The sequence below is a fragment of the Klebsiella sp. RC2 genome (assembly GCF_014192815.1).
GTDB classification, from domain to species: Bacteria; Pseudomonadota; Gammaproteobacteria; order Enterobacterales; family Enterobacteriaceae; genus Klebsiella; species Klebsiella variicola.
The window spans coordinates 69,847-94,797 of sequence record NZ_JACHYL010000010.1 but is presented as its reverse complement, the minus strand read 5'-3'; the positions used below and the strand labels follow the sequence as shown (position 1 = coordinate 94,797).

Genomic DNA, 24,951 nt, shown 5'->3' with positions numbered 1-24,951 from the left:
CGTTAGCGCATTAATCGTCTCCACCGTTTGGGAGGGTGATGTTGAACTGCACCCTGCTAAACCGAGCACACCGGCGACGACAAGCAACCCGATCTTGTTCATTATGTCACTTCACCTCTGTTAATTTGACGAGGCGACTTTAACGACAGTAAAAGAAGGGAACCAGCAAAGAGATGTTTATAATTAAATGGCCGGAGGGGACAAAAACAAAAAAAGACGCTTTTCAGCGTCTTTTTTCTGGAATATTGGTACCGAGGATGGGACTCGAACCCACAAGCCCGTTAGGGCACTACCACCTCAAGGTAGCGTGTCTACCAATTCCACCACCTCGGTACAGAATACTTAGTGCGGGATGTCGCTGGTCGGCTGAGCCGGCGCAGTTGGCTGAGTTTGCTCCGTTTTCGGTGCGCTCAGGTTATCCCACTCACTTCCTTTACTGGTCTTGTTGCTGTTGATATTACCCAGCGCCAGACTGATGATGAAGAACAGCGCAGCCAGGATGCCGGTCATACGGGTCATGAAGTTGCCAGAACCGCTGGACCCAAACAGTGTGCCGGAAGCGCCTGCACCGAAGGAGGCTCCCATATCAGCGCCTTTACCTTGCTGCAGCATAACCAGACCAACAAGGCCAATCGCTACAATAAGGAAAACAACCAAAAGAGCTTCGTACATAATCAACCTGTTCCTTGCGGATTTGCCGCATACCAAGTGCTTCGACCAATAAAGCGGGACGTTTTAACGTTTCCCACTGAAGCGGGTGTGAATACTAACCAAAGCGAATGACCTTCGCAAGGGCAATTTCGACACATTGTATCAACTGCAGAAAAAAACAGCAAAAAGTCGGTTTTCTATCATAAAAAAGGCGGCAAGCGCCGCCTTTTTAACCACTTAGCCGGCAAGCTTAGACGCTTTTTACCGCTTCGGCGATGCGATGCGCAAACTCGTGCACCTGATCTTCATGCTCGCCTTCTACCATGACGCGGATCAGCGGCTCCGTTCCGGATTTACGCAGCAGGACACGGCCGCGTTTCCCTAACGCTGCTTCCACTTCTGCGGTCACCGCTTTGACATGCTCGTTCTCCAGTGGGTTACCGCTGCCTTCGGTAAAACGCACATTCACCAGTAACTGAGGGAACATCTTCATGCCACTGCAAAGGTCATGCAGACTCATATGGTTACGTACCATCGCCGCGACCACCTGCAGACTGGCGACGATGCCATCACCGGTGGTGGTTTTATCCAGCAGGATCACGTGGCCTGAGTTTTCCGCACCAATGCGCCAGCCTTTTTCCTGCAGCATCTCCAGTACATAACGGTCACCGACCTTCGCGCGGGCAAACGGGATGCCTAACTGCTTGAGCGCCAGCTCCAGTCCCATATTACTCATCAGGGTACCCACGGCGCCGCCGCGCAGCTGCCCCTGACGCAGCCCTTCCCGGGCGATGATGTAGAGGATCTGGTCGCCATCGACTTTATTGCCTTCATGGTCAACCATGATCACCCGATCGCCATCGCCGTCGTAGGCAATACCCAGATCGGCTTTCTCCGCCAGCACGCGCGCCTGCAGCGCACGCACGTCGGTGGCGCCGACCTCTTCGTTGATGTTGAGGCCATCAGGCTCGCAGCCCATCGCGATAACCTGGGCGCCCAGCTCGCGGAAGACATTGGGGGCAATGTGATAGGTCGCACCGTGCGCGCAATCCACCACCACTTTCAGCGTGCCGAGGCTCAGTTCGTTGGGAAAGGTGCCTTTACAAAATTCAATGTAGCGCCCGGCGGCATCAACGATACGGCTGGCTTTGCCCAGCTCTGCCGAATCCACGCAGGTGAGTTCTTTCTCCATTTCGGCTTCAATCGCCTCTTCCACATCATCCGGCAGCTTGGTGCCCTCAATGGAGAAGAATTTAATACCGTTGTCGTAGAAAGGGTTATGCGAAGCTGAAATAACGATCCCCGCCTCGGCGCGGAATGCGCGCGTCAGGTAGGCGATGGCCGGTGTCGGCATTGGCCCGGTGAACGACGCAGAGAGCCCCGCGGCCGCCAGCCCAGCTTCCAGCGCGGACTCCAGCATATAGCCCGAAATACGGGTATCCTTGCCGATGATAATTTTACGCGAGCCGTGGCGCGCTAACACTTTCCCCGCCGCCCAGCCCAGCTTAAGCACAAATTCCGGAGTGATCGGCGCATCGCCGACGCGGCCACGAATACCATCGGTGCCAAAATACTTGCGGTTACTCATAACGTTTTTTTCCCTTAGCGGCGAGGGTGGCTTCCACCACGCGCAGCGCTTCTACCGTTTCTTTGACATCATGGACGCGGATTATCTGCGCGCCCTGCATTGCTGCAATGACGGCACACGCCAGGCTGCCGTTCAGCCGTTCTGACGGCCCGACGTTCAGCAACTGACCTACCATCGACTTCCGCGACATACCAACCAACAAAGGCAGCCCAAAGTGGTGAAATTCACCCAGTCTGGCCAGCAGCTGATAATTGTGGGAGAGATTTTTACCGAAACCGAATCCCGGGTCGAGCAGCAATTTTTCTTTTGCGATCCCCGCCTGCTCGCAGCGCACAATATGTTCTGCAAAAAAGCGCTCGACATCGGCGAAGACATCCTCATATTTCGGCGCCTCCTGCATGGTTTTCGGCTGACCCTGCATATGCATCAGACACACCGGCAGCCCGGTTTCCGCAGCGGCCTGCAGCGCGCCAGGTTCGGTCAGCGAACGAATATCGTTAATGATATGCGCCCCGGCCCGGGCCGATTCGCGGATAACCTCCGGTTTGGACGTATCCACCGAGATCCACACTTCAAAGCGCTGAGCGATCGCTTCGACAACCGGGATCACCCGCGCGAGTTCCTCTTCTACGCTCACCTCAGCCGCTCCTGGCCGCGTGGATTCACCGCCGATATCAATGATGGTCGCCCCTGCGTTAATCATCAGATTGGCATGCTTCACCGCCTCAACCAGCGAGTTGTGAGCGCCGCCATCGGAGAAAGAGTCGGGCGTCACATTAAGAATGCCCATCACATGCGGATGAGAGAGATCGAGGGTTGAGCCCTGGGCTACAAGTTTCATCACAAAATCCCTGAGACTGAAGAGGTTAAAAAAAGAAAAACCCCGGAGCGGGCGCCCCGGGGTTTTTAAGGTTAAAACAAGACATCAACAGCGGTAGCTTACTTGTCGCCCAGCTGCTCTGACATGGTGTTGCCCGGGTTCGGCGTACGCGGTTCATCAACCGGACGCGGCGCACGAGGCGTGCCATTGTTGTCAGAGTTATTCGAAGAACCCGGTTCTTCCCAACCCGCCGGCGGACGAACATCGCGACGAGCCATCAGGTCGTCAATCTGCGGCGCATCGATAGTCTCATATTTCATGAGCGCATCTTTCATCGCGTGCAGGATATCCATGTTGTCGTTCAGCAGCTGGCGAGCACGACCGTAGTTACGCTCGATCAGCGATTTCACTTCCTGGTCGATGATACGCGCGGTTTCATCGGACATATGCTTCGCTTTCGCTACGCTACGGCCGAGGAAGACTTCGCCTTCTTCTTCCGCATACAGCAGCGGACCGAGTTTGTCGGAGAAGCCCCACTGGGTCACCATGTTACGCGCCAGGTTCGTCGCCACTTTAATGTCGTTGGACGCGCCGGTAGAAACATGTTCCGGACCGTAGATAATCTCTTCCGCCAGACGACCGCCGTACAGGGTGGAGATCTGACTTTCCAGTTTCTGACGGCTGGCGCTGATCGCATCGCCTTCCGGCAGGAAGAAGGTCACACCCAGCGCACGACCGCGCGGGATAATCGTCACTTTATGGACCGGATCGTGTTCCGGAACCAGACGGCCGATAATGGCGTGGCCTGCTTCGTGGTAAGCGGTCGATTCTTTCTGCGCTTCCGTCATCACCATGGAGCGACGTTCCGCACCCATCATGATTTTGTCTTTCGCTTTTTCGAACTCAACCATCGAAACAACACGTTTGTTGCCGCGAGCAGCAAACAGCGCCGCTTCGTTGACCAAGTTCGCCAGGTCCGCACCAGAGAAGCCAGGGGTACCGCGCGCAATGATCGCCGCGTCGATATCCGGAGCCAGCGGTACGCGACGCATATGCACTTTCAGGATCTGTTCACGACCGCGAACATCCGGCAGACCAACGACAACCTGACGGTCGAAGCGGCCTGGACGCAGCAGCGCGGGGTCCAGAACGTCCGGACGGTTAGTCGCCGCGATAACGATAATACCTTCGTTACCTTCGAAGCCGTCCATTTCAACCAGCATCTGGTTCAGGGTCTGCTCACGTTCATCGTGACCACCGCCAAGGCCCGCGCCACGCTGGCGGCCGACGGCGTCGATTTCATCGATGAAGATGATGCAAGGCGCTGCTTTCTTAGCCTGCTCGAACATGTCACGCACACGAGATGCACCGACACCGACGAACATTTCGACGAAATCAGAACCGGAAATTGTGAAGAACGGTACTTTTGCTTCGCCAGCGATCGCTTTCGCCAGCAGCGTTTTACCGGTACCCGGAGGGCCGACCATCAGGACGCCTTTCGGGATCTTACCGCCCAGTTTCTGGAAGCGGCTCGGCTCACGCAGGTATTCCACCAGCTCACCGACTTCCTCTTTCGCTTCGTCACACCCGGCAACGTCGGCAAAAGTGGTTTTGATCTGGTCTTCCGTCAGCATACGGGCTTTGCTTTTGCCGAAGGACATCGCGCCCTTCCCGCCACCGCCCTGCATTTGCCGCATAAAGAAGATCCAGACGCCGATCAACAGCAGCATAGGGAACCAGGAGATGAAGATGGAAGCCAGCAGGCTTGGCTCTTCTGGTGGTTCGCCAATAACTTTGACGTTTTTAGTCAACAGGTTATCGAGCAGCTTCGGATCGTTAACCGGAATGTAAGTCGTGTAACGGTTACTATCTTTCTTGGTAACGTTGATCTCACGTCCGTTGATACGCGCTTCGCGAACCTGGTCCTGATTGACCTCTTGCAGGAAGGTAGAATAATCCACCTTGCGGCCATTCGACTCGCTGGGCCCAAAGCTCTGGAATACTGACATCAGCACAACGGCAATGACCAGCCAGAGTATTAGGTTTTTCGCCATGTCACTCAAGGGATTAACCTCTTATTACAACTGTGTTAAAAACAGCGTCAGGATACTCTATATCCAGTTTCTTTCAAACTTTCGTTTGAAATCTGCCGGTTATGGTTTACGCCCGGTCGCTACAATATACACTTCACGCGAACGAGCGCGGGAAGAGTCCGGTTTACGAACTTTGACCTTCGTAAACAGGGAGCGAATTTCTCGAAGATACTCATCGAAGCCTTCGCCCTGGAACACCTTCACTACAAAACTACCACCTGGCGCTAATACATCACGAGACATTTCAAGCGCCAGTTCTACCAGATACATAGCCCGGGGAATATCCACCGCCGGTGTTCCGCACATATTCGGCGCCATATCGGACATGACAACTTGGACTTTACTGTCGCCCACTCGCTCAAGTAACGCTTTCAGGACTAATTCATCACGAAAATCGCCCTGAAGGAAGTCCACACCAACGATTGGATCCATTGGTAAAAGATCGCAAGCGATGATGCGGCCGCTGTTGCCGATCTGCGTGACCGCATACTGCGACCAGCCACCGGGAGCAGCACCGAGATCGACTATCGTCATCCCCGGCTTAAAAATTTTGTCACTTTGCTGTATTTCATCAAGTTTAAACCAGGCACGGGAACGTAACCCCTTTTTCTGTGCCTGTTGAACATATTTATCGCTAAAGTGTTCCTGAAGCCAGCGGCTTGAGCTGGCAGAACGCTTTTTACCTGTCATTTAACATTCCCGTTCGGGTTCATCGTACTTTACTGCGTAAAAATCGACGCGGTAGTTTGGCGATATATGGGAGATGGCGGTAGAATGACCCGTTTTCAATCCCAACGTAAGCAAAAAAACACGATGAATCTGAGTACTAAACAAAAACAGCACCTGAAAGGTCTGGCACATCCGCTCAAGCCGGTAGTTATGCTTGGCAATAATGGTTTGACCGAAGGGGTACTGGCCGAGATCGAACAAGCGTTAGGGCACCATGAGCTCATCAAGGTGAAGATCGCCTCAGAAGATCGCGAAACTAAAGCCTTGATCGTGGAAGCCATCGTACGTGAAACCGGCGCCTGTAACGTACAGGTCATCGGTAAAACGCTGGTTCTGTACCGCCCAACGCCAGAGCGTAAGATCTCGCTGCCACGCTAAGAATATCCTGAATCTCGACACAACTTTGTGTAAAACGAGGGATTTCTGCGGCCAGGCGAGCAAAATGCCATGCTCCTGACGTTGATAAAAGGCCGCTATGCGGCCTTTTTCCTTTCTTTACAATCTATAAACATCGTAGCGGGAAATACGCCTTACAGGTATTCAACCTTAGTAATTTCGTATTCCACTTCACCACCCGGGGTACGGATAGTCACGACGTCATCCTGCTCTTTGCCGATCAGACCACGGGCGATCGGCGAGTTCACGGAGATCAGATTCTGCTTAAAATCAGCTTCATCATCACCCACGATGCGGTAGGTCTGTTCCTCATCGGTATCGAGGTTGAGCACGCTGACGGTTGAGCCAAAAATTACCCGGCCATTGTTCGGCATTTTGGTGATATCGATCACCTGGGCATTGGACAGCTTCGCTTCAATATCTTTGATACGCCCTTCGCAGAAGCCCTGCTGCTCACGCGCAGCATGATACTCAGCATTCTCTTTCAGATCGCCGTGTTCACGAGCGTCAGCAATAGCGGCAATGATTTCAGGACGACGCACAGACTTCAGATAATCCAGTTCTTCGCGCAGTTTCTCAGCGCCACGTAAGGTCATCGGAATCGCTTGCATTTGTTATACCTCTTTATCATTCCTTCAGGGAACGGAGAGCTCCGCCCCGCCACCTGCCCTGCCCACAGGCAGGACACGAGCAAAAAGAAACCGACCCGGGAAACACTCCCCAGGTCAGCAGCAATTTTTCATTTGATAGGTATTTTACCCCGAAGTTCATTATGGGTCATCGTTTACTTTACTGGGCGTTGCACCGTAGTATGACGGCCTGGCTTCAGGTTGTTAGCGCGAGATTATGCGATTTCCCAGATTTATCATCGGATTGACTGCCGGTATAGCGCTTAGCGCTCAGGCGGCGAATATTGACGAGTACATCAACCAGCTTCCCGCCGGTGCGAACCTTGCCTTTATGGCGCAAAAGGTCGGCGCATCGACGCCGGAAATCGACTATCACAGCCAGCAAATGGCGCTCCCGGCCAGTACGCAAAAGGTCATCACCGCGCTGGCGGCTCTGCTGCAGCTGGGGCCCGATTTTCGCTTTACCACCACGCTGGAAACCAAAGGCTCACTTGACGGCGGCGTGCTGAAAGGCGACCTGATTGCGCGCTTCGGCGGCGATCCGACGCTCAAACGGCAGGATATTCGCAATATGGTGGCGACGCTGAAAAAAGCTGGCGTGCAGCGTATCGAAGGCAATGTGCTCATCGATACCTCGGTCTTCGCCAGCCATGACAAAGCGCCGGGCTGGCCGTGGAACGACCTGACGCAGTGCTTCAGCGCCCCGCCGGCGGCGGCAATTGTCGACCGTAACTGCTTCTCTGTCTCGCTGTATAGCGCGCAGAAACCGGGCGATCTCGCCTTCATTCGCGTTGCGTCCTATTATCCGGTCACCATGTTCAGCCAGGTGCGAACGCTGGCGCGCGGCTCAGCAGAAGCACAGTACTGCGAGCTCGACGTAGTGCCAGGCGATCTCAATCGCTATACCCTCACTGGCTGCCTGCCGCAGCGTAGCGAGCCGCTGCCGCTGGCCTTCGCCATTCAGGATGGCGCCAGCTACGCCGGGGCGATCCTCAAAGCGGAGCTGACCCAGGCGGGGATCACCTATAGCGGCACGCTGCTGCGCCAGACGCTGGCCAATGACCCCGGAACGGTATTAGCCACCACCCAGTCGGCTCCACTGCACGATCTGCTGCGGATCATGCTGAAGAAGTCAGATAACATGATTGCCGACACCGTCTTTCGTACCATCGGCCACGCCCGCTTCGGCGTACCAGGCACCTGGCGGGCAGGATCCGATGCCGTACGCCAGATCCTGCGTCAACAGGCTGGGGTCGATCTCGGCAATACGATCATCGCCGACGGCTCTGGCTTGTCGCGCCACAACCTGATCGCCCCGGCGACCATGATGCAGGTGCTGCAGTATATCGCCCAGCACGATACCGAGCTCAACTTCATCTCCATGCTGCCGCTGGCGGGCCACGACGGGTCGCTGCAATACCGCGCCGGTCTCCACCAGGCGGGCGTGGATGGCAAAGTCTCGGCGAAAACAGGTTCGTTGCAGGGGGTTTATAACCTTGCAGGCTTTATCACTACCGCCAGCGGACAAAAGGTGGCCTTCGTGCAATATCTCTCCGGTTACGCCGTGGAACCCGCCGACCAGCGTAATCGCCGCATCCCGCTGGTCCGCTTTGAAAGCCGCTTGTATAAAGATTTGTACCAGAACAACTAAAACAAAAGGGCCGCATCAGATGCGGCCCTTTTTGATCCAGCGAAGTCAGGATTAGCGTTTGTAGATGAATTCGACGCCTTCTTCGTCGTCTTCGTCCCAGTCGTCATCCCAGTCTTCGTCATCTTCCACTTCGACTTCGGCTTCTTCAAGCTGCTGACGGTGATAGTCGTCCCACATGAACTCGACTTTCTCCGGCTTCTGCTCTTCTTCCACATGCACGATCGGGTTTTCGATGATAAAGGTCATCACGTCCCAGCACAGCTCTTTCACGCCCTGCTGGCTGGCCGCGGAGATCAGGTAGAATTTATCTTCCCAACCCAGCGCTTCGGCAATCGCCTTCGCTTTGGCTTCGGCTTCCGCTTTGTCCATCAGGTCAATCTTGTTAAAGACTAACCAGCGTGGCTTGGAGGCCAGCTTCTCGCTGTATTTCTCCAGCTCGCCAATGATAATGCGGGCATTCTCAACCGGATCGGAACCATCGATAGGCTCGATGTCGATGAGATGCAGCAGCACACGGCAGCGCTCAAGGTGCTTGAGGAAGCGGATACCAAGGCCTGCGCCTTCCGCTGCGCCTTCAATCAGCCCCGGGATATCGGCGACCACGAAGCTCTTCTCGTTGTCCATACGCACCACGCCCAGGCTCGGCACCAGGGTGGTAAACGGATAGTCAGCCACTTTCGGCTTGGCGGCGGAGACCGCGCGGATGAAGGTGGATTTGCCGGCGTTCGGCATCCCCAGCATCCCGACATCGGCCAGCAGCATCAGCTCCAGCTGCAGGTCGCGTTTATCACCCGGGGTACCCATGGTCTTCTGACGCGGGGTGCGATTAACGGATGATTTGAAACGGGTGTTGCCCAGACCGTGCCAGCCACCTTTCGCCACCATCAGACGCTGACCGTGTTTGGTCATGTCGCCCATGGTCTCGCCGGTGCCCTGGTCGATAACCCGGGTCCCGACCGGCACTTTCACCGTCACGTCTTTACCACGCTTACCGGTACAGTCGCGGCTCTGGCCATTCTGCCCGCGTTCGGCGCGGAACGATTTTTCAAAACGGTAGTCGATCAGGGTGTTCAGGTTCTCGTCCGCTTCCAGCCAGACATCGCCGCCGTCACCGCCATCGCCGCCGTCCGGACCGCCTTTCGGAATATACTTTTCGCGGCGGAAGCTTACGCAACCATTGCCGCCGTCACCTGCTACGACCAGGATCGTTGCTTCATCTACAAACTTCATTTTACTCTCCGTAAATCATTCGCCTGAGCGGGGCAGCGGTACTACCGCTTCTCGCTTACGCCAACGCCCCCAAAGACGATGGCCGATGGCGGAATACATCGCGCCCGCAACCACGACAAACGCACCGAGATAACCAATCAGGTTTAACATCGGTCTGGCGAAAACATCGGGCCAGGCCATTGATAATAAATCAGAAAACAGTAGCGTAAACAGTGGCGTCAAGGTGATTAACGCGCTGACCTGCGCCGCCTGCCAGCGCGCCATGGCTTCCGCCAGCGCCCCGTAGCCGACCAGGGTATTTAGCCCGCAAAAAATCAGGCATGCCAGTTGCCAGTCGCTTAGCTGGGATATCACCCCAGGCTTAGCGAGCGGCAGTAATGCAATCGAACATAAAGTGTACAGCAAAAATAGTATCTGCTGTGATGCCAGACGGCGCAATAACACCTTTTGCGCGACGCCATAGCTTACCCACACCGTTGCAGCAGCAACGCCGAAAATTACCCCCCATGTGTAATCCGTCAGGCGGGTAAAGATTTCAATCAGGCTGGTGTTGAAAAACATCACCAGCCCGCTGAGCAACATCAACGCGCCCACCACCTGGGTACCGCGCATGCGCTCTTTCAGAATCACGACGCTTGCCACCATCATGCCCACCGGCGATAGCTGGCCGATGACCTGAGAAGCAGTGGGGCTGAGATATTGCAGGGAAGAACTGAACAGAATGAAGTTACCGAACAGGCCACCGGTGGCAATGGCTAACAAAACCAGCCAGCGCGGCTTGCGAAAAATTCGCAGCGGCGGCAGTTTGCCTTTGATCGCGAGGATCGCGCCAAGCCCAATGCTGGCCATCAGGAAGCGATAAAACACCACCGTAGGCGGCTCCATCACCTCAAGAACCTGTTTCATCGCAATCGGCAACGCTCCCCAACACATCGCGGTGGTAAGCGCCAGAATAATGCCAATCCCAGCCTGCTGCTTCATGCCTGTTTCCCTGCAAAATTTTCCAGTAGACGAATGTAAAAAGCCCCGCAACGTGTTGCGGGGCTTTCATCCGTTACCGGGACGCGAAAAACTTATTCAGCAACGATGCTGATGAATTTACGGTTTTTCGGGCCTTTAACTTCGAACTTGACTTTACCGTCAGTCAAAGCGAACAGAGTGTGGTCACGGCCGCAACCAACGTTGGTGCCAGCGTGGAATTTGGTACCACGTTGACGAACGATGATGCTACCTGCCAGAACTGCTTCACCGCCGAAACGTTTTACGCCCAGACGTTTAGCTTCTGAATCGCGACCGTTACGAGTCGAGCCGCCAGCCTTTTTATGTGCCATTTAAATCTACTCCTCAGGTCTTAGGCGCTGATGCCAGTGATTTTCACATCAGTGAACCACTGACGATGGCCCTGCTGCTTACGATAGTGTTTACGACGACGAAACTTAACGATTTTAACTTTCTCGCCACGACCGTGAGCAACAACTTCAGCTTTGATTACGCCGCCCTCAACGAAAGGAACGCCGATCTTGATTTCTTCACCGTTTGCGATCATCAGCACTTCAGCGAATTCAACAGCTTCGCCAGTTGCGATGTCCAGCTTTTCCAGGCGAACGGTCTGACCTTCGCTTACTCGGTGTTGTTTACCACCACTTTGGAAAACCGCGTACATATAAAACTCCGCTTCCGCGCACCTCTTTATGTGATTCAGAGTGCGCTATAAATATTCACAATAGGGCGCGAATATTACGCAAAACGCGAGCCTTTGACAAGAGCGATTAGCGATCAATGCAGAAAAAAAACACAACTTTCACGACAACGTTTATCTACGGCAATTTTTCAGTACAATCATATCTTCTTTTAATTCTGTCTTAATCCTTCTGTGATCCCACCTGGATTCATGGTAACAGGACATTTGGCCCGGCTTTTGCGATGAATTTAGAAAAAATCAATGAGTTAACCGCGCAAGATATGGCGGGTGTCAATGCGACGATTCTTGAGCAACTCAACTCCGATGTTCAGCTTATCAATCAGTTAGGCTATTACATCGTCAGCGGCGGCGGCAAACGCATTCGCCCGATGATTGCTGTGCTTGCCGCGCGCGCGGTGGGCTATCAAGGGAGCGCGCATGTCACTATTGCTGCGCTGATTGAATTTATTCATACCGCCACGCTACTGCATGACGACGTCGTCGATGAGTCTGACATGCGTCGCGGCAAAGCCACGGCCAATGCGGCGTTCGGCAATGCCGCCAGCGTGCTGGTTGGCGATTTCATCTATACCCGCGCCTTCCAGATGATGACCCAGCTAGGCTCACTGAAGATCCTCGAGGTCATGTCGGAGGCGGTGAACGTCATTGCCGAAGGCGAAGTGCTGCAGTTGATGAACGTCAACGATCCGGATATCACGGAAGAGAACTATATGCGCGTCATCTACAGCAAGACGGCGCGCCTGTTTGAGGCGGCCTCGCAGTGTGCGGGAATGCTGGCCGACTGCTCCGCGGAAGAAGAGCGCGCGTTGCAGGATTATGGTCGCTATCTCGGCACCGCTTTCCAGCTGATCGACGATTTACTCGACTACAGCTCCGACGGAGAACGACTCGGTAAAAACGTCGGTGATGACCTGAACGAAGGCAAACCGACGCTACCGCTGCTGCATGCTATGCATCATGGCACCCCCGATCAGGCGGCGATGATCCGCGGGGCGATCGAGCAGGGCAATGGTCGCCATCTGCTGGATGCTGTTCTGGAAACCATGGCCACCTGCGGTTCGCTGGAATGGACGCAGAAGCGCGCTGAAGAAGAAGCCGATAAAGCGATTGCAGCCCTGCAGATCCTCCCGGACACACCGTGGCGCGAAGCTTTGATTGGACTGGCACATATTGCGGTCCAGCGCGATCATTAATCCCCCCTCCTTTCCCGCGCGATGCGCGGGAAAGTTCCAGTAAAATGCCACTTCTCTCCCTAAACTTCCGAATATCTTGATAGATTCTGAATATTCTGGCGCCTTAACAGAACTTGTTAGAACCCTACATAGTACGCGGGTATAGTGTCCCCATCGCCCATGTGGACGATCTGGACCTTTAACACCAGGAGAATTTATGGATAAGTTCATCGACTGGCATCCCGCCGATATTGTTGCTGGGTTACGTAAACGGGGAACATCGCTGGCGGCAGAGTCGCGACGGCACGGCCTGAGTTCTTCAACGCTGGCGAACGCCCTGACCCGCCCCTGGCCGAAAGGCGAGTTGATTATCGCCACGGCGCTGGAAACGCAGCCGTGGGTCATCTGGCCGTCACGCTACCACGACCCGGTGACTCATGAGTTTATCGACAGAACGCAGATGATGCGTCAAAAGAAGACAGACAGGTGATGTGATAATCGACAGGGTCCCGAAGCAACGCCCCGGGGCCCTGTCAGGACACGGTTACTCGCCCTTCACGCGCTGAATATTGGCACCCAACGCCTGCAGTTTATCCTCGATACGCTCATAGCCACGATCGATGTGGTAGATGCGATCAACGATGGTGGTCCCTTCAGCGATACAGCCTGCCAGCACGAGGCTCGCCGACGCACGCAAATCGGTCGCCATCACCTGCGCGCCCGAAAGCTGCTTCACGCCGTGACAGATAGCGGTATTGCTCTCGATCTCCGCGTGCGCGCCCATACGGATCAGTTCCGGAATGTGCATGAAGCGGTTTTCAAAGATCGTTTCGGTGATCACGCCGGTCCCTTCCGCCACCAGGTTAAGCAGCGTGAACTGGGCCTGCATATCGGTCGGGAAGCCCGGGTGCGGAGCGGTACGCACGTTGACCGCTTTCGGACGGTTGCCGTGCATATCGAGGCTAATCCAGTCTTCTCCCGTTTCGATGTCAGCCCCGGCGTCACGCAGTTTCGCCAGAACGGCATCCAGAGTATCCGGCTGCGCGTTACGGCAGAGGATCTTGCCGCCGGAAATCGCCGCGGCCACCAGGAAGGTGCCGGTTTCGATACGGTCCGGCAGTACACGGTATACGCCGCCACCCAGACGCTGCACGCCTTCGATGGTAATGCGATCGGTGCCCTGGCCTTTGATTTTCGCGCCCAGCGCGTTAAGGAAGTTGGCGGTATCGACAATTTCCGGCTCGCGCGCGGCGTTTTCGATAATCGTCGTCCCCTCCGCGAGGGTCGCTGCGCTCATGATAGTTACGGTAGCGCCGACGCTCACCTTATCCATCACGATATGCGCGCCTTTCAGGCGACCGTTGACCGAGGCTTTGACATAACCTTCTTCCAGTTTGATCTCGGCGCCCAGCTGTTCCAGACCGCTAATGTGCAGGTCGACCGGACGCGCGCCGATGGCGCAGCCGCCTGGCAGAGAAACTTGTCCCTGACCAAAACGCGCCACCAGCGGGCCCAGCGCCCAGATGGAGGCACGCATGGTTTTCACCAGGTCGTACGGAGCACAGAATACATCAACCGGACCGGCGTCAATCCATACCGAACCATTGCGCTCAACCTTCGCGCCCAGCTGGCTCAGCAGCTTCATGGTGGTATCGATATCTTTCAGCTTAGGTACGTTCTGGATCTCTACCGGCTCTTCGGCAAGCAGCGCGGAAAAGAGGATTGGCAGGGCGGCGTTCTTTGCACCAGAAATGGTGACTTCGCCCTGAAGGCGAGTCGGCCCCTGAACACGGAATTTATCCATTGATTCTGTTCTCTATTAAAAATTCACATACGCTGCAGGGGACCCCCCACAGCTTAGAAGCCATTTAGTTTGCGGTCTCGCGCCCACTCCTGCGGAGTGAAGGCCTTGATCGACAGCGCATGGATACGGTTGTCAGCAATATATTCCATCAGCGGCGCGTAGACGCTCTGCTGCTTTTTAACCCGACTCATGCCATCGAACATCTCACCCACAGCAATAACCTGAAAGTGGCTGCCATCGCCAGAGACGTGGACTTCCTGGAGGGGGAGTGCGTTCATCAGCACGGTCTGAATTTCATGATTTTCCATGGGCTCAAATTTATCTGATAGTGAAAACAGCCCAACATCTTAGAGGAAAGTGGCGCGGTCTTAAACAAGCAAAAAGCCCCGACGAAAAGATTGCCGGGGCTTTCGGAATAGCTTCAACGCTAAGGCACTGAAAAGATTATGGGATCATATCGACAGGCAGGTTGTAAAGACCGATCAGCGTTTGCAGATTTTCGCTCTTCGCGATCAGCTGCGCTTCCCGCCCCTGACGGCGGATCAGTGCCACAAAATGCACTAACAGCGCCAGGCCCGCCGTGTCCACGCGCGTAGTCTGGCTGAGATCGATGATCGTCGCCCCCTCCGTCGCCCTGGCGCGTGCTTCCCAGAGCGGGACCAGCAGATCCTGGTCCAGCTCTCCGTGCAGCGCCAGCGTCTCGCCCTCGCGAGTCCAGCTCAGCTGCCCGGTCATTATTTTTTCTGTTCCAGCGTGATCGGCTGAGCGGAGATCGCTTTCAGCTGCGCGGTCAGGCCGTCAACGCCCTTGGTGCGCAGCAGATCGCTCCACTCATTCTGTTTGGTAGTGATCATACTGACGCCTTCGGCGATCATATCGTAGGCCTGCCAGTTACCGGTCTGGGTATTTTTACGCCACTGGAAGTCCAGACGCACCGGCGGACGACCGTTCGGGTCGATGATAGTGACGCGGATCGGAACGATGGTTGCGCTGCCCAGCGGCTGCTCCGGCGCAATCTGGTAAGTCTGCCCGTGGTACATCGCCAGCGCCTGGCCGTAGGCCTGCTTCAGATATTCACGGAAGGCGGCAAAGTAGGCCTCACGCTGCGCGGGGGTCGCTTCTTTGTAATAGCGGCCCAGCACCAGCGCGCCAGCATATTTCACCTGCACATACGGCAACAGCTCCTGGTCGACGATGTCGCGCAGATAGTTAGGGTTGGCTTTGATCTTCGGCTGTTCATTCTTCAGGCGATCGAAGGTTTTCTGCGCCGCTTCATTCATCAGCTTATACGGATTGGACTGGTCTGCCGCCTGGACAGCGGTCAGCGGGGCAATCACCAGCATGGCGACCATGAGTAAGCGTTTAAACATATCGTGTTTCTCCTGAAATTAATGCGTCGTGCCGGCTGCCGGCGTCGCGTCAGTATGACCTTCTGCCTCGGCCTTATCATTGCCAGAATTCTGATTGTCGCCGCCCTTGCTGTTATAAAGGAACTGACCAATCAGATCTTCCAGCACCATGGCGGACTTGGTGTCCTGGATAGTACCGCCGTCTTTAAGGATAGTCGTCCCAAGGTCCGGGTCTTCAAAACCGACGTTCAGCGCCAGATACTGTTCGCCCAGCAGACCCGAGGTGCGGATCGCCAACGAACTGGTATCCGGGATATGGTTGTAGCGCTCATCGATATCGAGCTCCACGCGTGGCAGATAGGTTTTCGGGTCGAGAGTGATGTCCGCTACCCGTCCCACAACCACACCGCCGATGCGTACCGGCGAACGCGCCTTCAGGCCGCCGATGTTATCGAAGGTCGCGTAAAGGCGGTAAGTCGGCTCAGTACGTAGCGAGGTGACGTTCGCCGCCTTCAGGCAGACAAACAGCGCCGCCAGCAGCGCCACCAGTAAGAACACCCCTACCCAGATTTCATTTTTTTTCGTTTGCATGAACTCAATTCCCAAACATCAGCGCAGTCAGCACAAAATCCAGCCCCAGAACCGCCAGCGACGCATGCACCACGGTGCGTGTTGTCGCCCGGCTAATCCCGGCGGAAGTGGGGATAGCGTCATAACCGTTAAATAACGCAATCCAGGTTACCGTAATGGCGAATACCAGACTCTTAATCAGGCAGTTCACCAGGTCCATTCGCCAGTCGACGGCATTTTGCATCGCGGTCCAGAAAAAACCACCGTCAATGCCTTTCCAGCTTACGCCTACCAGCGCACCACCCCAGATCCCTACCGCGACAAAGATAATCGTCAACAGCGGCAGCGAAATGACGCCAGCCCAGAAGCGTGGAGAAATCACGCGACGCAGCGGGTCCACCGCCATCATCTCCATACTCGAGAGCTGCTCCGTGGCCCGCATCAGGCCAATCTCGGCGGTCAGCGCCGATCCGGCGCGCCCGGCAAACAGCAGCGCAGCGACAACCGGCCCCAGCTCGCGCAGCAGCGACAGCGCCACCAGCATGCCAAGACTGGTCTCTGCGCTGTAGGTGGTTAAGACCAGATACCCCTGCAGCCCGAGCACCATACCGATAAACAAGCCCGATACAATGATAATCAGCATCGACAGAACGCCAACGTTATAGAGCTGACGAACCAGCAGCGGCGCGTGCTTGCGAAACTCTGGTTTGCCCACAACGGCGTTGAAAAGCATTAATCCGGCGCGTCCAAACGTCGCGGTGGTTTTAATCCCGCGATGTCCTAGCGCGGCCAGCGCATTAAACAGCATGAGTCGCTCAACTCCCTATGCCTAATAAATCATGGTGATAGTCGCCAGCCGGATAACGGAACGGCACCGGGCCGTCGGCAATACCATCAATAAACTGACGAACCCGAGGATCGGTATTCTCCCGCAGCGACTGGGCGCTACCGTGGGCGACAATCTTTTTATCCGCCACGATATACGCGTAGTCCGCAATGCTAAGCACCTCAGGCACATCGTGCGAAACCACGATGCAAGTGACACCCAACGTGTTGTTGAGTTCAGAAATCAGCTTCACCAGCACGCCCATGGTGATGGGATCCTGCCCGACAAACGGTTCGTCGAACATAATCAGATCCGGCTCAAGGGCAATCGCTCTCGCCAGGGCGGCGCGGCGCGCCATCCCGCCGGAAAGCTCGGAGGGCATTAACTTCGCCGCCCCACGCAACCCCACCGCTTCCAGCTTCATCATCACCGTCGTATGCAGCAGCGCAGGCGGCAGCTGCGTATGCTCGCGCAGCGGATAGGCAACGTTATCAAAGACATTGAGATCGGTGAACAGCGCGCCAGACTGGAACAGCATGCTCATCCGCTTACGCACCGTATAAAGACGCGATCGCGTCATCTGCGGCACGTTCTCGCCATCAAACAGGATCTCTCCCCTGTCCGGCGGGATCTGCCCGCCGATCAGGCGTAACAGGGTAGTCTTGCCGATCCCCGAAGGTCCCATGATCGCAGTAATTTTACCGCGCGGCACCGACAGCGAGATGTCGTCGAAGATCACACGATCGCCGCGTGAAAAGCGGATACCGCGTACTTCAACTAAATTCGCCTGAGTTTGGCTCATAAAATCATCCTTACTAAACACCTGACGGGCAAGCATGGCCCTTTCTTGCGCCACAATCACAACATTTTTACAGAATCTTACCTGCACAGGTTAGCGAAAGCTGGCATTTGTTTTACTTTTGGCACACATAAAGTCAAAATTAAGAATTCGTTACGCTGCGTAGGGATAACCCAGCGAGGCGACGATTATACCTGAAGAAAGGACTTTAGATGCTCTTAGCGACGGCTCTGTTAATTATTGGTTTACTGCTGGTTGTCTACAGCGCCGATCGTCTGGTCTATGCCGCTTCCATCCTGTGTCGTATGTTGGGGATCCCGCCGCTGATCATCGGTATGACGGTGGTGAGTATCGGCACCAGCCTGCCCGAGATCATGGTTTCCACCACGGCCTCGCTGCATGGGCAGATCGATCTGGCGGTCGGCACCGCGCTCGGCTCCAACATTACCAATATTCTTCTGATCCTCGGACTCGCCGCCTTACTCAGGCCATTTACCGTGCATTCTGATATTCTGCGCCGCGAATTACCGCTAATGTTGCTGGTCAGTGTGCTGGCCGGGCTGGTGCTCTACGATGGACAGCTGTCCCGTCTCGACGGGCTGTTTTTACTGGCGTTAGCGCTTCTGTGGCTGCTGTTTACCATCAAAATCGCCCGTCTGGCGGAGCGCCAGGGCAGCGATAGCCTGACTCGCGAACAGCTGGCGGAGCTGCCGCGTGAAGGATCGCTGCCGGTCGCTCTGCTCTGGTTAGGGGTCGCGATGATTGTCATGCCCATGGCTACCCGTATGGTGGTGGATAACACCACGGTATTGGCAAACTTTTTTGCCATTAGCGAGCTGACCGTCGGTCTGACGGTGGTGGCGATAGGTACCAGCCTGCCAGAGCTGGCCACCGCTATCGCCGGGGCGCGGAAAGGGGAAGATGACATTGCTATCGGCAATATCATCGGCGCCAATATCCTCAATATTGCGCTGGTGCTGGGTTTACCGGCGCTGATCGCGCCGGGGAGCTTTGCGAGCGAAGCCTTCACTCGCGATTATGGCGTGATGCTGCTGGTCAGCCTGATCTTCGCGGTGCTGTGCTGGCGCCGCCAGCAGCAGCCGGGACGGCTGGTTGGCGCACTGCTGGTCGGCGGCTTTGTGGTTTGGTTGGCGATGCTGTTCTGGACAGCGCCGCTCTTCGTTGAATGACTCGGGATAACATCATGTCGCAAATAGATTTGCCCACGGATTTTGACTTTCAACAGGCAGGCCGTCAGGTGCTGGAAATTGAACGTGAAGGTCTGGCCCAGCTCGATCAATATATAAATGAAGACTTTACCCATGCTTGCGAAACGATTTTCCGCTGCGGCGGCAAAGTCGTGGTGATGGGGATGGGCAAATCCGGCCACATCGGCCGCAAAATGGCGGCGACGTTCGCCAGTACCGGCACCTCGGCTTTTTTTGTCCACCCCGGCGAAGCGGCGCACGGCGATTTAGGAATGGTCACTCCACAGGATGTGGTGATTGCGCTGTCGAATTCCGGCGAATCGAATGAAATTCTGGCGCTGATCCCGGTCCTGAAGCGCCAGCAGGTGAAGCTTATCTGCATCACCAGCCGGCCTGAGAGCAGCATGGCGCGCGCAGCGGATATCCATCTGTGCGTGAAAGTGCCCAAAGAGGCCTGCCCGTTAGGGCTGGCGCCCACCTCCAGCACCACCGCGGCGCTGGTGATGGGTGATGCCCTCGCCGTCGCTCTGCTGGAAGCCCGTGGCTTTACCGCCGAAGATTTCGCCCTGTCTCATCCTGGCGGCGCACTCGGTCGTAAGCTGTTGCTGCGCGTCAATGATATTATGCATACCGGTGATGAAATCCCGCACGTCGGCCTGCAGGCCACCCTGCGCGATGCGCTGCTGGAAATCACGCGTAAAAATTTAGGCATGACCGCCGTCTGCGATGACGATATGAACATCATCGGGATCTTCACCGATGGTGACCTGCGCCGGGTCTTTGATACCGGCGTCGATATGCGTAATGCCAGCATTGCCGATGTCATGACCCGGGGAGGGATCCGCATCCGTCCCGGCACCCTGGCGGTAGATGCGCTAAACCTGATGCAATCCCGTCATATCACCTGCGTGCTGGTTGCCGATGGCGACCACCTGCTAGGTGTGGTACATATGCACGATCTCCTGCGCGCGGGCGTAGTGTAAGTAAGGAAAAAATAATGAATAATGCTGATGCTCAGTTAGCGACATGCTATGGGCCGGTAAGCCAGGCGTTTCTCGATCGCGCGGCTAAGATCCGTCTACTGATCCTCGATGTTGACGGTGTATTATCCGACGGACTTATCTATATGGGTAATCACGGCGAGGAGCTGAAAGCGTTCAACGTCCGCGATGGCTATGGTATCCGCTGCGCGCTGACCTCCGGCATCGAAGTGGCGATTATTACCGGGCGAAAAGCTAAACTGGTAGAAGACCGCTGCCAGACGCTGGGCATTACGCATCTCTATCAAGGTCAGTCGGATAAGCTGTTGGCGTTTCGCGAATTAGTCAGCAAACTGGCGGTTCGTCCGGATGAAGTGGCGTATATCGGCGACGATCTGATCGACTGGCCGGTGATGGCGGAAGTGGGTTTAAGCGTCGCCGTCGCCGATGCGCATCCGCTGCTGCTGCCGCGGGCGAATTATGTCACGCGCATTAACGGCGGACGCGGCGCGGTACGCGAAGTCTGCGATTTGTTACTATTGGCGCAGGGCAAGTTGGATGAGGCCAAAGGGCAATCAATATGAGTAAAACCAGACGTTGGGTTATCATTTTACTGTCGCTGCTCGCGCTGATCCTCATCGGCCTGAATCTGGCGAATACGGACGACACGGCCCAGCCGGAGGTCAATCCCAACGACCCGACGTATAAAAGCGAACATACCGACACCGTCGTGTACAGCCCGGAAGGCGCCCTGAGCTATCGGCTGATTGCCGAGCATGTGGAATACTTTTCCGATCAGGAGGTTTCCTGGTTTACCAAGCCGGTGATGACCACCTTTGATACCAATAAGGTGCCAACCTGGTCAATCAGGGCAGATAAAGCGAAGCTGACGAATGACCGTATGCTCTATCTTTACGGGCACGTTGAGGTGAATGCGCTCGCGCCTGACTCTCAACTGCGCAAAATTACGACGGATAACGCCCAGATAAATCTGGTCACACAGGACGTTACCTCCGATGACATGGTGACGTTATACGGCACCACATTTAATTCCAGCGGCCTGAAAATGCGTGGAAACCTTCGCAGCAAAAATGCCGAGCTGATTGAAAAGGTGAGAACCTCTTATGAAATTCAGAACAAACAAACTCAGCCTTAAGATTGCGCTCGCCGGCGCTTTACTGGCCGCCAGCCTGCCGGCCCTGGCCAAGACGGGAGATACCGATCAGCCGATCCATATCGAGTCCGATCAGCAGTCACTGGATATGCAGGGCAACGTCGTCACTTTCACCGGTAACGTGGTCGTCACCCAGGGGACGATCAAAATTAACGCTGATAAAGTGGTGGTCACCCGTCCGGGCAATGAGAAAGGTAAAGAGGTGATCGAAGGCTTCGGTAACCCGGCCACCTTCTACCAGATGCAGGATAACGGCAAGCCGGTAAAAGGCCGGGCGTCGAAAATGCGCTACGAGCTGCAGAATGATTACGTCGTGCTGACCGGCAACGCTTACCTTGAGCAGCTCGACAGCAATATCAAGGGCGATAAGATCACCTATCTGGTGAAAGAGCAAAAAATGCAGGCCTTCAGCGACAAAGGTCGACGCGTCACCACCGTTCTGGTGCCGTCTGAGCTGCAGGATAAAAGCGGCAATCAGCAAAAGAAGAGTAACTAATTCGTTATGGCAACCTTAACTGCGAAGAACCTCGCCAAAGCTTATAAAGGCCGCCGCGTGGTGGAAGATGTCAGTCTCACCGTTAACTCCGGAGAGATTGTCGGCTTGCTCGGCCCGAACGGCGCCGGTAAAACCACCACCTTCTACATGGTGGTCGGCATTGTGCCGCGCGACGCGGGCAATATTATTATCGATGACGAAGACATCAGTCTGCTACCGCTGCACGCGCGCGCGCGCCGGGGCATCGGCTATCTGCCGCAGGAAGCCTCTATTTTTCGTCGTCTGAGCGTCTATGACAACCTGATGGCGGTCCTGCAGATCCGTGACGATTTAACCAGCGAACAGCGGGAAGATCGCGCCAAAGAGCTGATGGAAGAGTTTCATATTGAGCACCTGCGCGACAGCCTCGGTCAGGCGCTCTCCGGTGGTGAACGCCGCCGTGTCGAAATTGCTCGCGCGCTGGCGGCGAACCCGAAATTTATCCTTCTGGATGAACCCTTTGCCGGTGTTGACCCCATCTCCGTTATCGATATCAAACGCATCATTGAACACCTGCGCGACAGCGGCCTCGGCGTACTGATCACCGACCATAACGTCAGAGAGACCCTCGCCGTCTGCGAACGGGCGTATATTGTCAGTCAGGGACACCTTATTGCTCATGGTACGCCGCAGCAGATCCTCGAAGATGAGCAGGTTAAGCGCGTGTATCTTGGGGAAGACTTCAGACTCTGATAGGGTAGAGGTTACAGACGTTTTAGCCGGAGATATTTACCCTGAACATGAAGCAAGGTTTGCAATTAAGGCTTAGCCAACAGCTTGCCATGACGCCGCAACTGCAGCAGGCTATTCGTTTGCTGCAGTTGTCCACGTTAGAACTCCAGCAAGAGCTCCAGCAAGCGCTGGAAAGTAACCCATTGCTTGAGCAAACCGATCTTCACGACGAGGTAGAGGCGAAAGAAGTGGAGGACCGCGAGTCCCTCGATACCGTCGATGCGCTTGAGCAAAAAGAGATGCCGGACGAGCTCCCTCTCGATGCCAGCTGGGATGAAATCTATACCGCCGGTACGCCGTCAGGCAACGGCGTGGATTATCAGGACGACGAGCTGCCCGTCTATCAAGGCGAAACCACTCAGACGCTGCAGGATTATCTGATGTGGCAGGTCGAGCTGACGCCCTTCACCGACACTGACCGCGCCATTGCCACCTCCATCGTCGACGCCGTCGACGATGCGGGCTATCTCACCATTCAGATTGAAGACATCGTCGACAGCATTGGCGATGACGAAATCGGCCTGGAAGAGGTGGAGGCCGTTCTGAAGCGCATCCAGCGTTTTGATCCGGTTGGCGTCGCGGCGAAAGATCTGCGCGACTGCCTGCTGATCCAGCTGTCGCAATTCGCTAAAGAGACGCCGTGGCTGGAAGAGGCCCGGTTGATTATCAGCGACCATCTCGATCTGCTGGCTAACCACGATTTCCGCACCCTGATGCGAGTAACGCGCCTGAAAGAAGAGGTGCTGAAAGAGGCGGTGAATCTGATCCAGTCGCTGGATCCCCGCCCTGGCCAGTCCATTCATACCAGTGAACCGGAATATGTCATTCCCGACGTACTGGTCCGCAAGGTCAGTGGCCGCTGGACCGTGGAGCTCAACGCCGACAGCATTCCCCGGCTGAAGATTAATCAGCAATATGCGGCAATGGGCAACAGCACCCGCAATGACGCCGACGGCCAGTTCATTCGCAGCAATCTGCAGGAAGCCCGCTGGCTAATCAAAAGTCTCGAAAGCCGCAACGATACGCTGCTGCGCGTCAGCCGCTGCATCGTTGAACAGCAGCAGGCTTTTTTCGAACAGGGTGAAGAGTATATGAAGCCGATGGTGCTGGCCGATATCGCCCAGGCTGTCGAGATGCATGAATCCACCATTTCCCGTGTCACCACGCAAAAATATCTGCACAGTCCGCGCGGTATTTTTGAACTGAAGTATTTCTTCTCCAGCCATGTGAATACCGAAGGCGGCGGCGAAGCCTCGTCGACGGCCATTCGCGCGTTGGTGAAGAAGTTAATCGCCGCGGAAAACCCCGCGAAGCCGTTGAGCGACAGTAAGCTCACCTCCATGCTGTCCGAGCAGGGTATCATGGTCGCGCGCCGCACTGTCGCGAAGTACAGAGAGTCTTTATCCATTCCGCCGTCAAACCAGCGTAAACAACTGGTCTGACACAACCGATAAGGAAGACACTATGCAGCTCAACATTACAGGACACAACGTCGAGATCACCCCCGCGATGCGCGACTTCGTCACGGCGAAGTTCAGCAAACTGGAGCAATTTTTCGACCGGATCAATCAGGTCTATATTGTGTTAAAAGTAGAGAAAGTGACGCAAATTGCGGACGCGAATCTGCATGTCAACGGTGGCGAAATCCATGCCAGTGCGGAAGGGCAGGATATGTATGCAGCTGTCGATGGTCTTATCGACAAGCTGGCAAGGCAGTTAACGAAGCACAAAGATAAACTAAAACAACACTAATTGTCCGGGCCCCCCTGCGTCCGTCGTGGTTTAACATCGGCGGCGGGCGCGGGGGCGCTCAGGTGAAATTATGATGAACAACGATTCGGCTCTACAACTGAGCAACGTCCTGAACCAGGAATGTACCCGTAGCCAGGTTCACTGCCAGAGCAAGAAGCGTGCTCTGGAAATCATTAGCGAACTGGCCGCCAAACAGTTAAGTTTGCCGCCGCAGGTGGTGTTCGAAGCGATCCTCACCCGCGAAAAAATGGGCAGTACCGGGATTGGCAATGGTATTGCCATTCCTCACGGTAAACTGGAAGAGGATACGCTGCGTGCTGTCGGCGTTTTTGTCCAGCTGGAAACCCCCATCGCCTTCGACGCGATCGACAATCAGCCTGTCGACCTGCTGTTCGCGCTGCTGGTGCCAGCCGACCAGACAAAGACTCACCTGCATACGCTCTCCCTGGTGGCCAAACGGCTGGCGGACAAAGCGATTTGCCGTCGCCTGCGCGCGGCGCAGAGCGATGAAGAGTTGTATGAGATCATCACCGAAGCAGGAAGCAGCGATGACGCATAACG

Annotated in this window: 30 protein-coding genes and 1 tRNA gene; 13 read left to right on the top strand and 18 right to left on the bottom strand. The window is 55.5% G+C overall.

Annotated elements, in window-relative coordinates:
- Positions 1 to 246: 246 nt before the first annotated feature.
- From FHW76_RS24600 to rlmE, 6 genes are all read right to left on the bottom strand, one after another.
- Positions 247 to 333: transfer RNA gene (locus FHW76_RS24600), tRNA-Leu, on the bottom strand.
- 9 nt (positions 334 to 342) lie between these two features.
- A complete protein-coding gene (gene secG, locus FHW76_RS24595) occupies positions 343 to 672 on the bottom strand; it encodes a preprotein translocase subunit SecG (protein ID WP_002918369.1) in 330 nt (109 codons plus the stop codon).
- A gap of 229 nt (positions 673 to 901) precedes the next feature.
- A complete protein-coding gene (gene glmM, locus FHW76_RS24590) occupies positions 902 to 2,239 on the bottom strand; it encodes a phosphoglucosamine mutase (RefSeq protein WP_002918370.1) in 1,338 nt (445 codons plus the stop codon).
- The gene (gene folP, locus FHW76_RS24585) at positions 2,232 to 3,080 is read right to left on the bottom strand and encodes a dihydropteroate synthase (protein WP_012540474.1); all 849 of its coding nucleotides are present in this window, start codon (positions 3,078 to 3,080) and stop codon (positions 2,232 to 2,234) included. Before folP ends, glmM begins: the two co-directional genes overlap by 8 nt.
- Positions 3,081 to 3,178: 98 nt before the next feature.
- Entirely contained in the window at positions 3,179 to 5,113 is a 1,935-nt protein-coding gene (ftsH, locus tag FHW76_RS24580; protein ID WP_008806637.1) for an ATP-dependent zinc metalloprotease FtsH, read from the bottom strand.
- 99 nt (positions 5,114 to 5,212) lie between these two features.
- The gene (rlmE, locus tag FHW76_RS24575) at positions 5,213 to 5,842 is read right to left on the bottom strand and encodes a 23S rRNA (uridine(2552)-2'-O)-methyltransferase RlmE (RefSeq protein ID WP_008806638.1); all 630 of its coding nucleotides are present in this window, start codon (positions 5,840 to 5,842) and stop codon (positions 5,213 to 5,215) included.
- Positions 5,843 to 5,965: 123 nt separating this feature from the next.
- Here rlmE and yhbY point away from each other — a divergent pair, with 123 nt between their 5' ends.
- Entirely contained in the window at positions 5,966 to 6,259 is a 294-nt protein-coding gene (gene yhbY / locus FHW76_RS24570) for a ribosome assembly RNA-binding protein YhbY (RefSeq protein WP_002918374.1), read from the top strand.
- 152 nt (positions 6,260 to 6,411) lie between these two features.
- On the opposite strand, the gene greA is transcribed toward yhbY, so the two are convergent.
- A complete protein-coding gene (greA, locus tag FHW76_RS24565; RefSeq protein WP_008806639.1) occupies positions 6,412 to 6,888 on the bottom strand; it encodes a transcription elongation factor GreA in 477 nt (158 codons plus the stop codon).
- Between the two features lie 235 nt (positions 6,889 to 7,123).
- Between greA and dacB the strand changes: the two genes are divergently transcribed.
- Positions 7,124 to 8,557 (top strand): serine-type D-Ala-D-Ala carboxypeptidase, encoded by a 1,434-nt coding sequence (dacB, locus tag FHW76_RS24560; RefSeq protein WP_008806640.1) that lies wholly within the window; start codon positions 7,124 to 7,126, stop codon positions 8,555 to 8,557.
- A gap of 51 nt (positions 8,558 to 8,608) precedes the next feature.
- Here dacB and cgtA read toward each other — a convergent pair whose 3' ends face one another.
- The 4 genes from cgtA to rplU all read right to left on the bottom strand — a co-directional run bounded on the left by cgtA (position 8,609) and on the right by rplU (position 11,450).
- Positions 8,609 to 9,787 carry an Obg family GTPase CgtA gene (gene cgtA, locus FHW76_RS24555; protein WP_008806641.1) on the bottom strand — a complete coding sequence of 393 codons (1,179 nt, stop codon included), beginning with the start codon at positions 9,785 to 9,787 and terminating at the stop codon, positions 8,609 to 8,611.
- 15 nt (positions 9,788 to 9,802) lie between these two features.
- Positions 9,803 to 10,768: a DMT family transporter gene (locus FHW76_RS24550; protein WP_117120654.1), complete on the bottom strand. Its 966-nt coding sequence runs from the start codon at positions 10,766 to 10,768 to the stop codon at positions 9,803 to 9,805.
- 92 nt (positions 10,769 to 10,860) lie between these two features.
- Positions 10,861 to 11,118: a 50S ribosomal protein L27 gene (gene rpmA, locus FHW76_RS24545; protein WP_002434222.1), complete on the bottom strand. Its 258-nt coding sequence runs from the start codon at positions 11,116 to 11,118 to the stop codon at positions 10,861 to 10,863.
- Between the two features lie 20 nt (positions 11,119 to 11,138).
- Entirely contained in the window at positions 11,139 to 11,450 is a 312-nt protein-coding gene (gene rplU / locus FHW76_RS24540) for a 50S ribosomal protein L21 (protein WP_002918379.1), read from the bottom strand.
- Positions 11,451 to 11,710: 260 nt separating this feature from the next.
- Between rplU and ispB the strand changes: the two genes are divergently transcribed.
- Both ispB and sfsB read left to right on the top strand, forming a co-directional pair.
- A complete protein-coding gene (gene ispB / locus FHW76_RS24535) occupies positions 11,711 to 12,682 on the top strand; it encodes an octaprenyl diphosphate synthase (RefSeq protein ID WP_008806643.1) in 972 nt (323 codons plus the stop codon).
- 196 nt (positions 12,683 to 12,878) lie between these two features.
- The gene (gene sfsB / locus FHW76_RS24530; protein WP_008806644.1) at positions 12,879 to 13,151 is read left to right on the top strand and encodes a DNA-binding transcriptional regulator SfsB; all 273 of its coding nucleotides are present in this window, start codon (positions 12,879 to 12,881) and stop codon (positions 13,149 to 13,151) included.
- A 54-nt stretch (positions 13,152 to 13,205) separates the two neighbouring features.
- On the opposite strand, the gene murA is transcribed toward sfsB, so the two are convergent.
- The 7 genes from murA to mlaF form a co-directional block, all read right to left on the bottom strand.
- On the bottom strand, positions 13,206 to 14,465 hold the full coding sequence (gene murA / locus FHW76_RS24525; protein WP_008806645.1) for a UDP-N-acetylglucosamine 1-carboxyvinyltransferase: 1,260 nt from the start codon (positions 14,463 to 14,465) through the stop codon (positions 13,206 to 13,208).
- Between the two features lie 53 nt (positions 14,466 to 14,518).
- The gene (gene ibaG / locus FHW76_RS24520) at positions 14,519 to 14,773 is read right to left on the bottom strand and encodes a BolA family iron metabolism protein IbaG (protein WP_004144910.1); all 255 of its coding nucleotides are present in this window, start codon (positions 14,771 to 14,773) and stop codon (positions 14,519 to 14,521) included.
- A 136-nt stretch (positions 14,774 to 14,909) separates the two neighbouring features.
- Positions 14,910 to 15,200, bottom strand: a complete 291-nt coding sequence (gene mlaB / locus FHW76_RS24515; protein ID WP_008806646.1) for a lipid asymmetry maintenance protein MlaB — start codon at positions 15,198 to 15,200, stop codon at positions 14,910 to 14,912.
- Positions 15,200 to 15,835, bottom strand: a complete 636-nt coding sequence (gene mlaC / locus FHW76_RS24510) for a phospholipid-binding protein MlaC (RefSeq protein WP_002918386.1) — start codon at positions 15,833 to 15,835, stop codon at positions 15,200 to 15,202. The genes mlaB and mlaC overlap by 1 nt, the downstream gene beginning before the upstream one ends.
- An 18-nt stretch (positions 15,836 to 15,853) precedes the next feature.
- A complete protein-coding gene (gene mlaD, locus FHW76_RS24505) occupies positions 15,854 to 16,405 on the bottom strand; it encodes an outer membrane lipid asymmetry maintenance protein MlaD (protein ID WP_004206195.1) in 552 nt (183 codons plus the stop codon).
- Between the two features lie 4 nt (positions 16,406 to 16,409).
- Entirely contained in the window at positions 16,410 to 17,192 is a 783-nt protein-coding gene (mlaE, locus tag FHW76_RS24500; RefSeq protein WP_004150949.1) for a lipid asymmetry maintenance ABC transporter permease subunit MlaE, read from the bottom strand.
- Between the two features lie 7 nt (positions 17,193 to 17,199).
- Entirely contained in the window at positions 17,200 to 18,012 is an 813-nt protein-coding gene (gene mlaF, locus FHW76_RS24495) for a phospholipid ABC transporter ATP-binding protein MlaF (RefSeq protein ID WP_012540470.1), read from the bottom strand.
- Between the two features lie 209 nt (positions 18,013 to 18,221).
- Between mlaF and FHW76_RS24490 the strand changes: the two genes are divergently transcribed.
- The 9 genes from FHW76_RS24490 to ptsN all read left to right on the top strand — a co-directional run bounded on the left by FHW76_RS24490 (position 18,222) and on the right by ptsN (position 24,949).
- Positions 18,222 to 19,199 (top strand): calcium/sodium antiporter, encoded by a 978-nt coding sequence (locus FHW76_RS24490; RefSeq protein WP_008806648.1) that lies wholly within the window; start codon positions 18,222 to 18,224, stop codon positions 19,197 to 19,199.
- Positions 19,196 to 20,200: an arabinose-5-phosphate isomerase KdsD gene (gene kdsD, locus FHW76_RS24485; protein ID WP_075206807.1), complete on the top strand. Its 1,005-nt coding sequence runs from the start codon at positions 19,196 to 19,198 to the stop codon at positions 20,198 to 20,200. The genes FHW76_RS24490 and kdsD overlap by 4 nt, the downstream gene beginning before the upstream one ends.
- A gap of 14 nt (positions 20,201 to 20,214) precedes the next feature.
- On the top strand, positions 20,215 to 20,781 hold the full coding sequence (kdsC, locus tag FHW76_RS24480; protein WP_008806650.1) for a 3-deoxy-manno-octulosonate-8-phosphatase KdsC: 567 nt from the start codon (positions 20,215 to 20,217) through the stop codon (positions 20,779 to 20,781).
- A complete protein-coding gene (gene lptC / locus FHW76_RS24475) occupies positions 20,778 to 21,353 on the top strand; it encodes an LPS export ABC transporter periplasmic protein LptC (protein WP_008806651.1) in 576 nt (191 codons plus the stop codon). The genes kdsC and lptC overlap by 4 nt, the downstream gene beginning before the upstream one ends.
- Positions 21,322 to 21,867, top strand: coding sequence for a lipopolysaccharide ABC transporter substrate-binding protein LptA (lptA, locus tag FHW76_RS24470; protein ID WP_002918415.1), 546 nt, complete (start codon positions 21,322 to 21,324; stop codon positions 21,865 to 21,867). The genes lptC and lptA overlap by 32 nt, the downstream gene beginning before the upstream one ends.
- A 6-nt stretch (positions 21,868 to 21,873) precedes the next feature.
- Positions 21,874 to 22,599 carry an LPS export ABC transporter ATP-binding protein gene (lptB, locus tag FHW76_RS24465; protein WP_002918417.1) on the top strand — a complete coding sequence of 242 codons (726 nt, stop codon included), beginning with the start codon at positions 21,874 to 21,876 and terminating at the stop codon, positions 22,597 to 22,599.
- A gap of 47 nt (positions 22,600 to 22,646) precedes the next feature.
- On the top strand, positions 22,647 to 24,080 hold the full coding sequence (rpoN, locus tag FHW76_RS24460; protein ID WP_183477058.1) for an RNA polymerase factor sigma-54: 1,434 nt from the start codon (positions 22,647 to 22,649) through the stop codon (positions 24,078 to 24,080).
- Positions 24,081 to 24,102: 22 nt separating this feature from the next.
- Positions 24,103 to 24,390, top strand: coding sequence for a ribosome hibernation promoting factor (hpf, locus tag FHW76_RS24455; RefSeq protein ID WP_004206206.1), 288 nt, complete (start codon positions 24,103 to 24,105; stop codon positions 24,388 to 24,390).
- 70 nt (positions 24,391 to 24,460) lie between these two features.
- The gene (gene ptsN / locus FHW76_RS24450; protein ID WP_004144926.1) at positions 24,461 to 24,949 is read left to right on the top strand and encodes a PTS IIA-like nitrogen regulatory protein PtsN; all 489 of its coding nucleotides are present in this window, start codon (positions 24,461 to 24,463) and stop codon (positions 24,947 to 24,949) included.
- Positions 24,950 to 24,951: the final 2 nt, after the last annotated feature.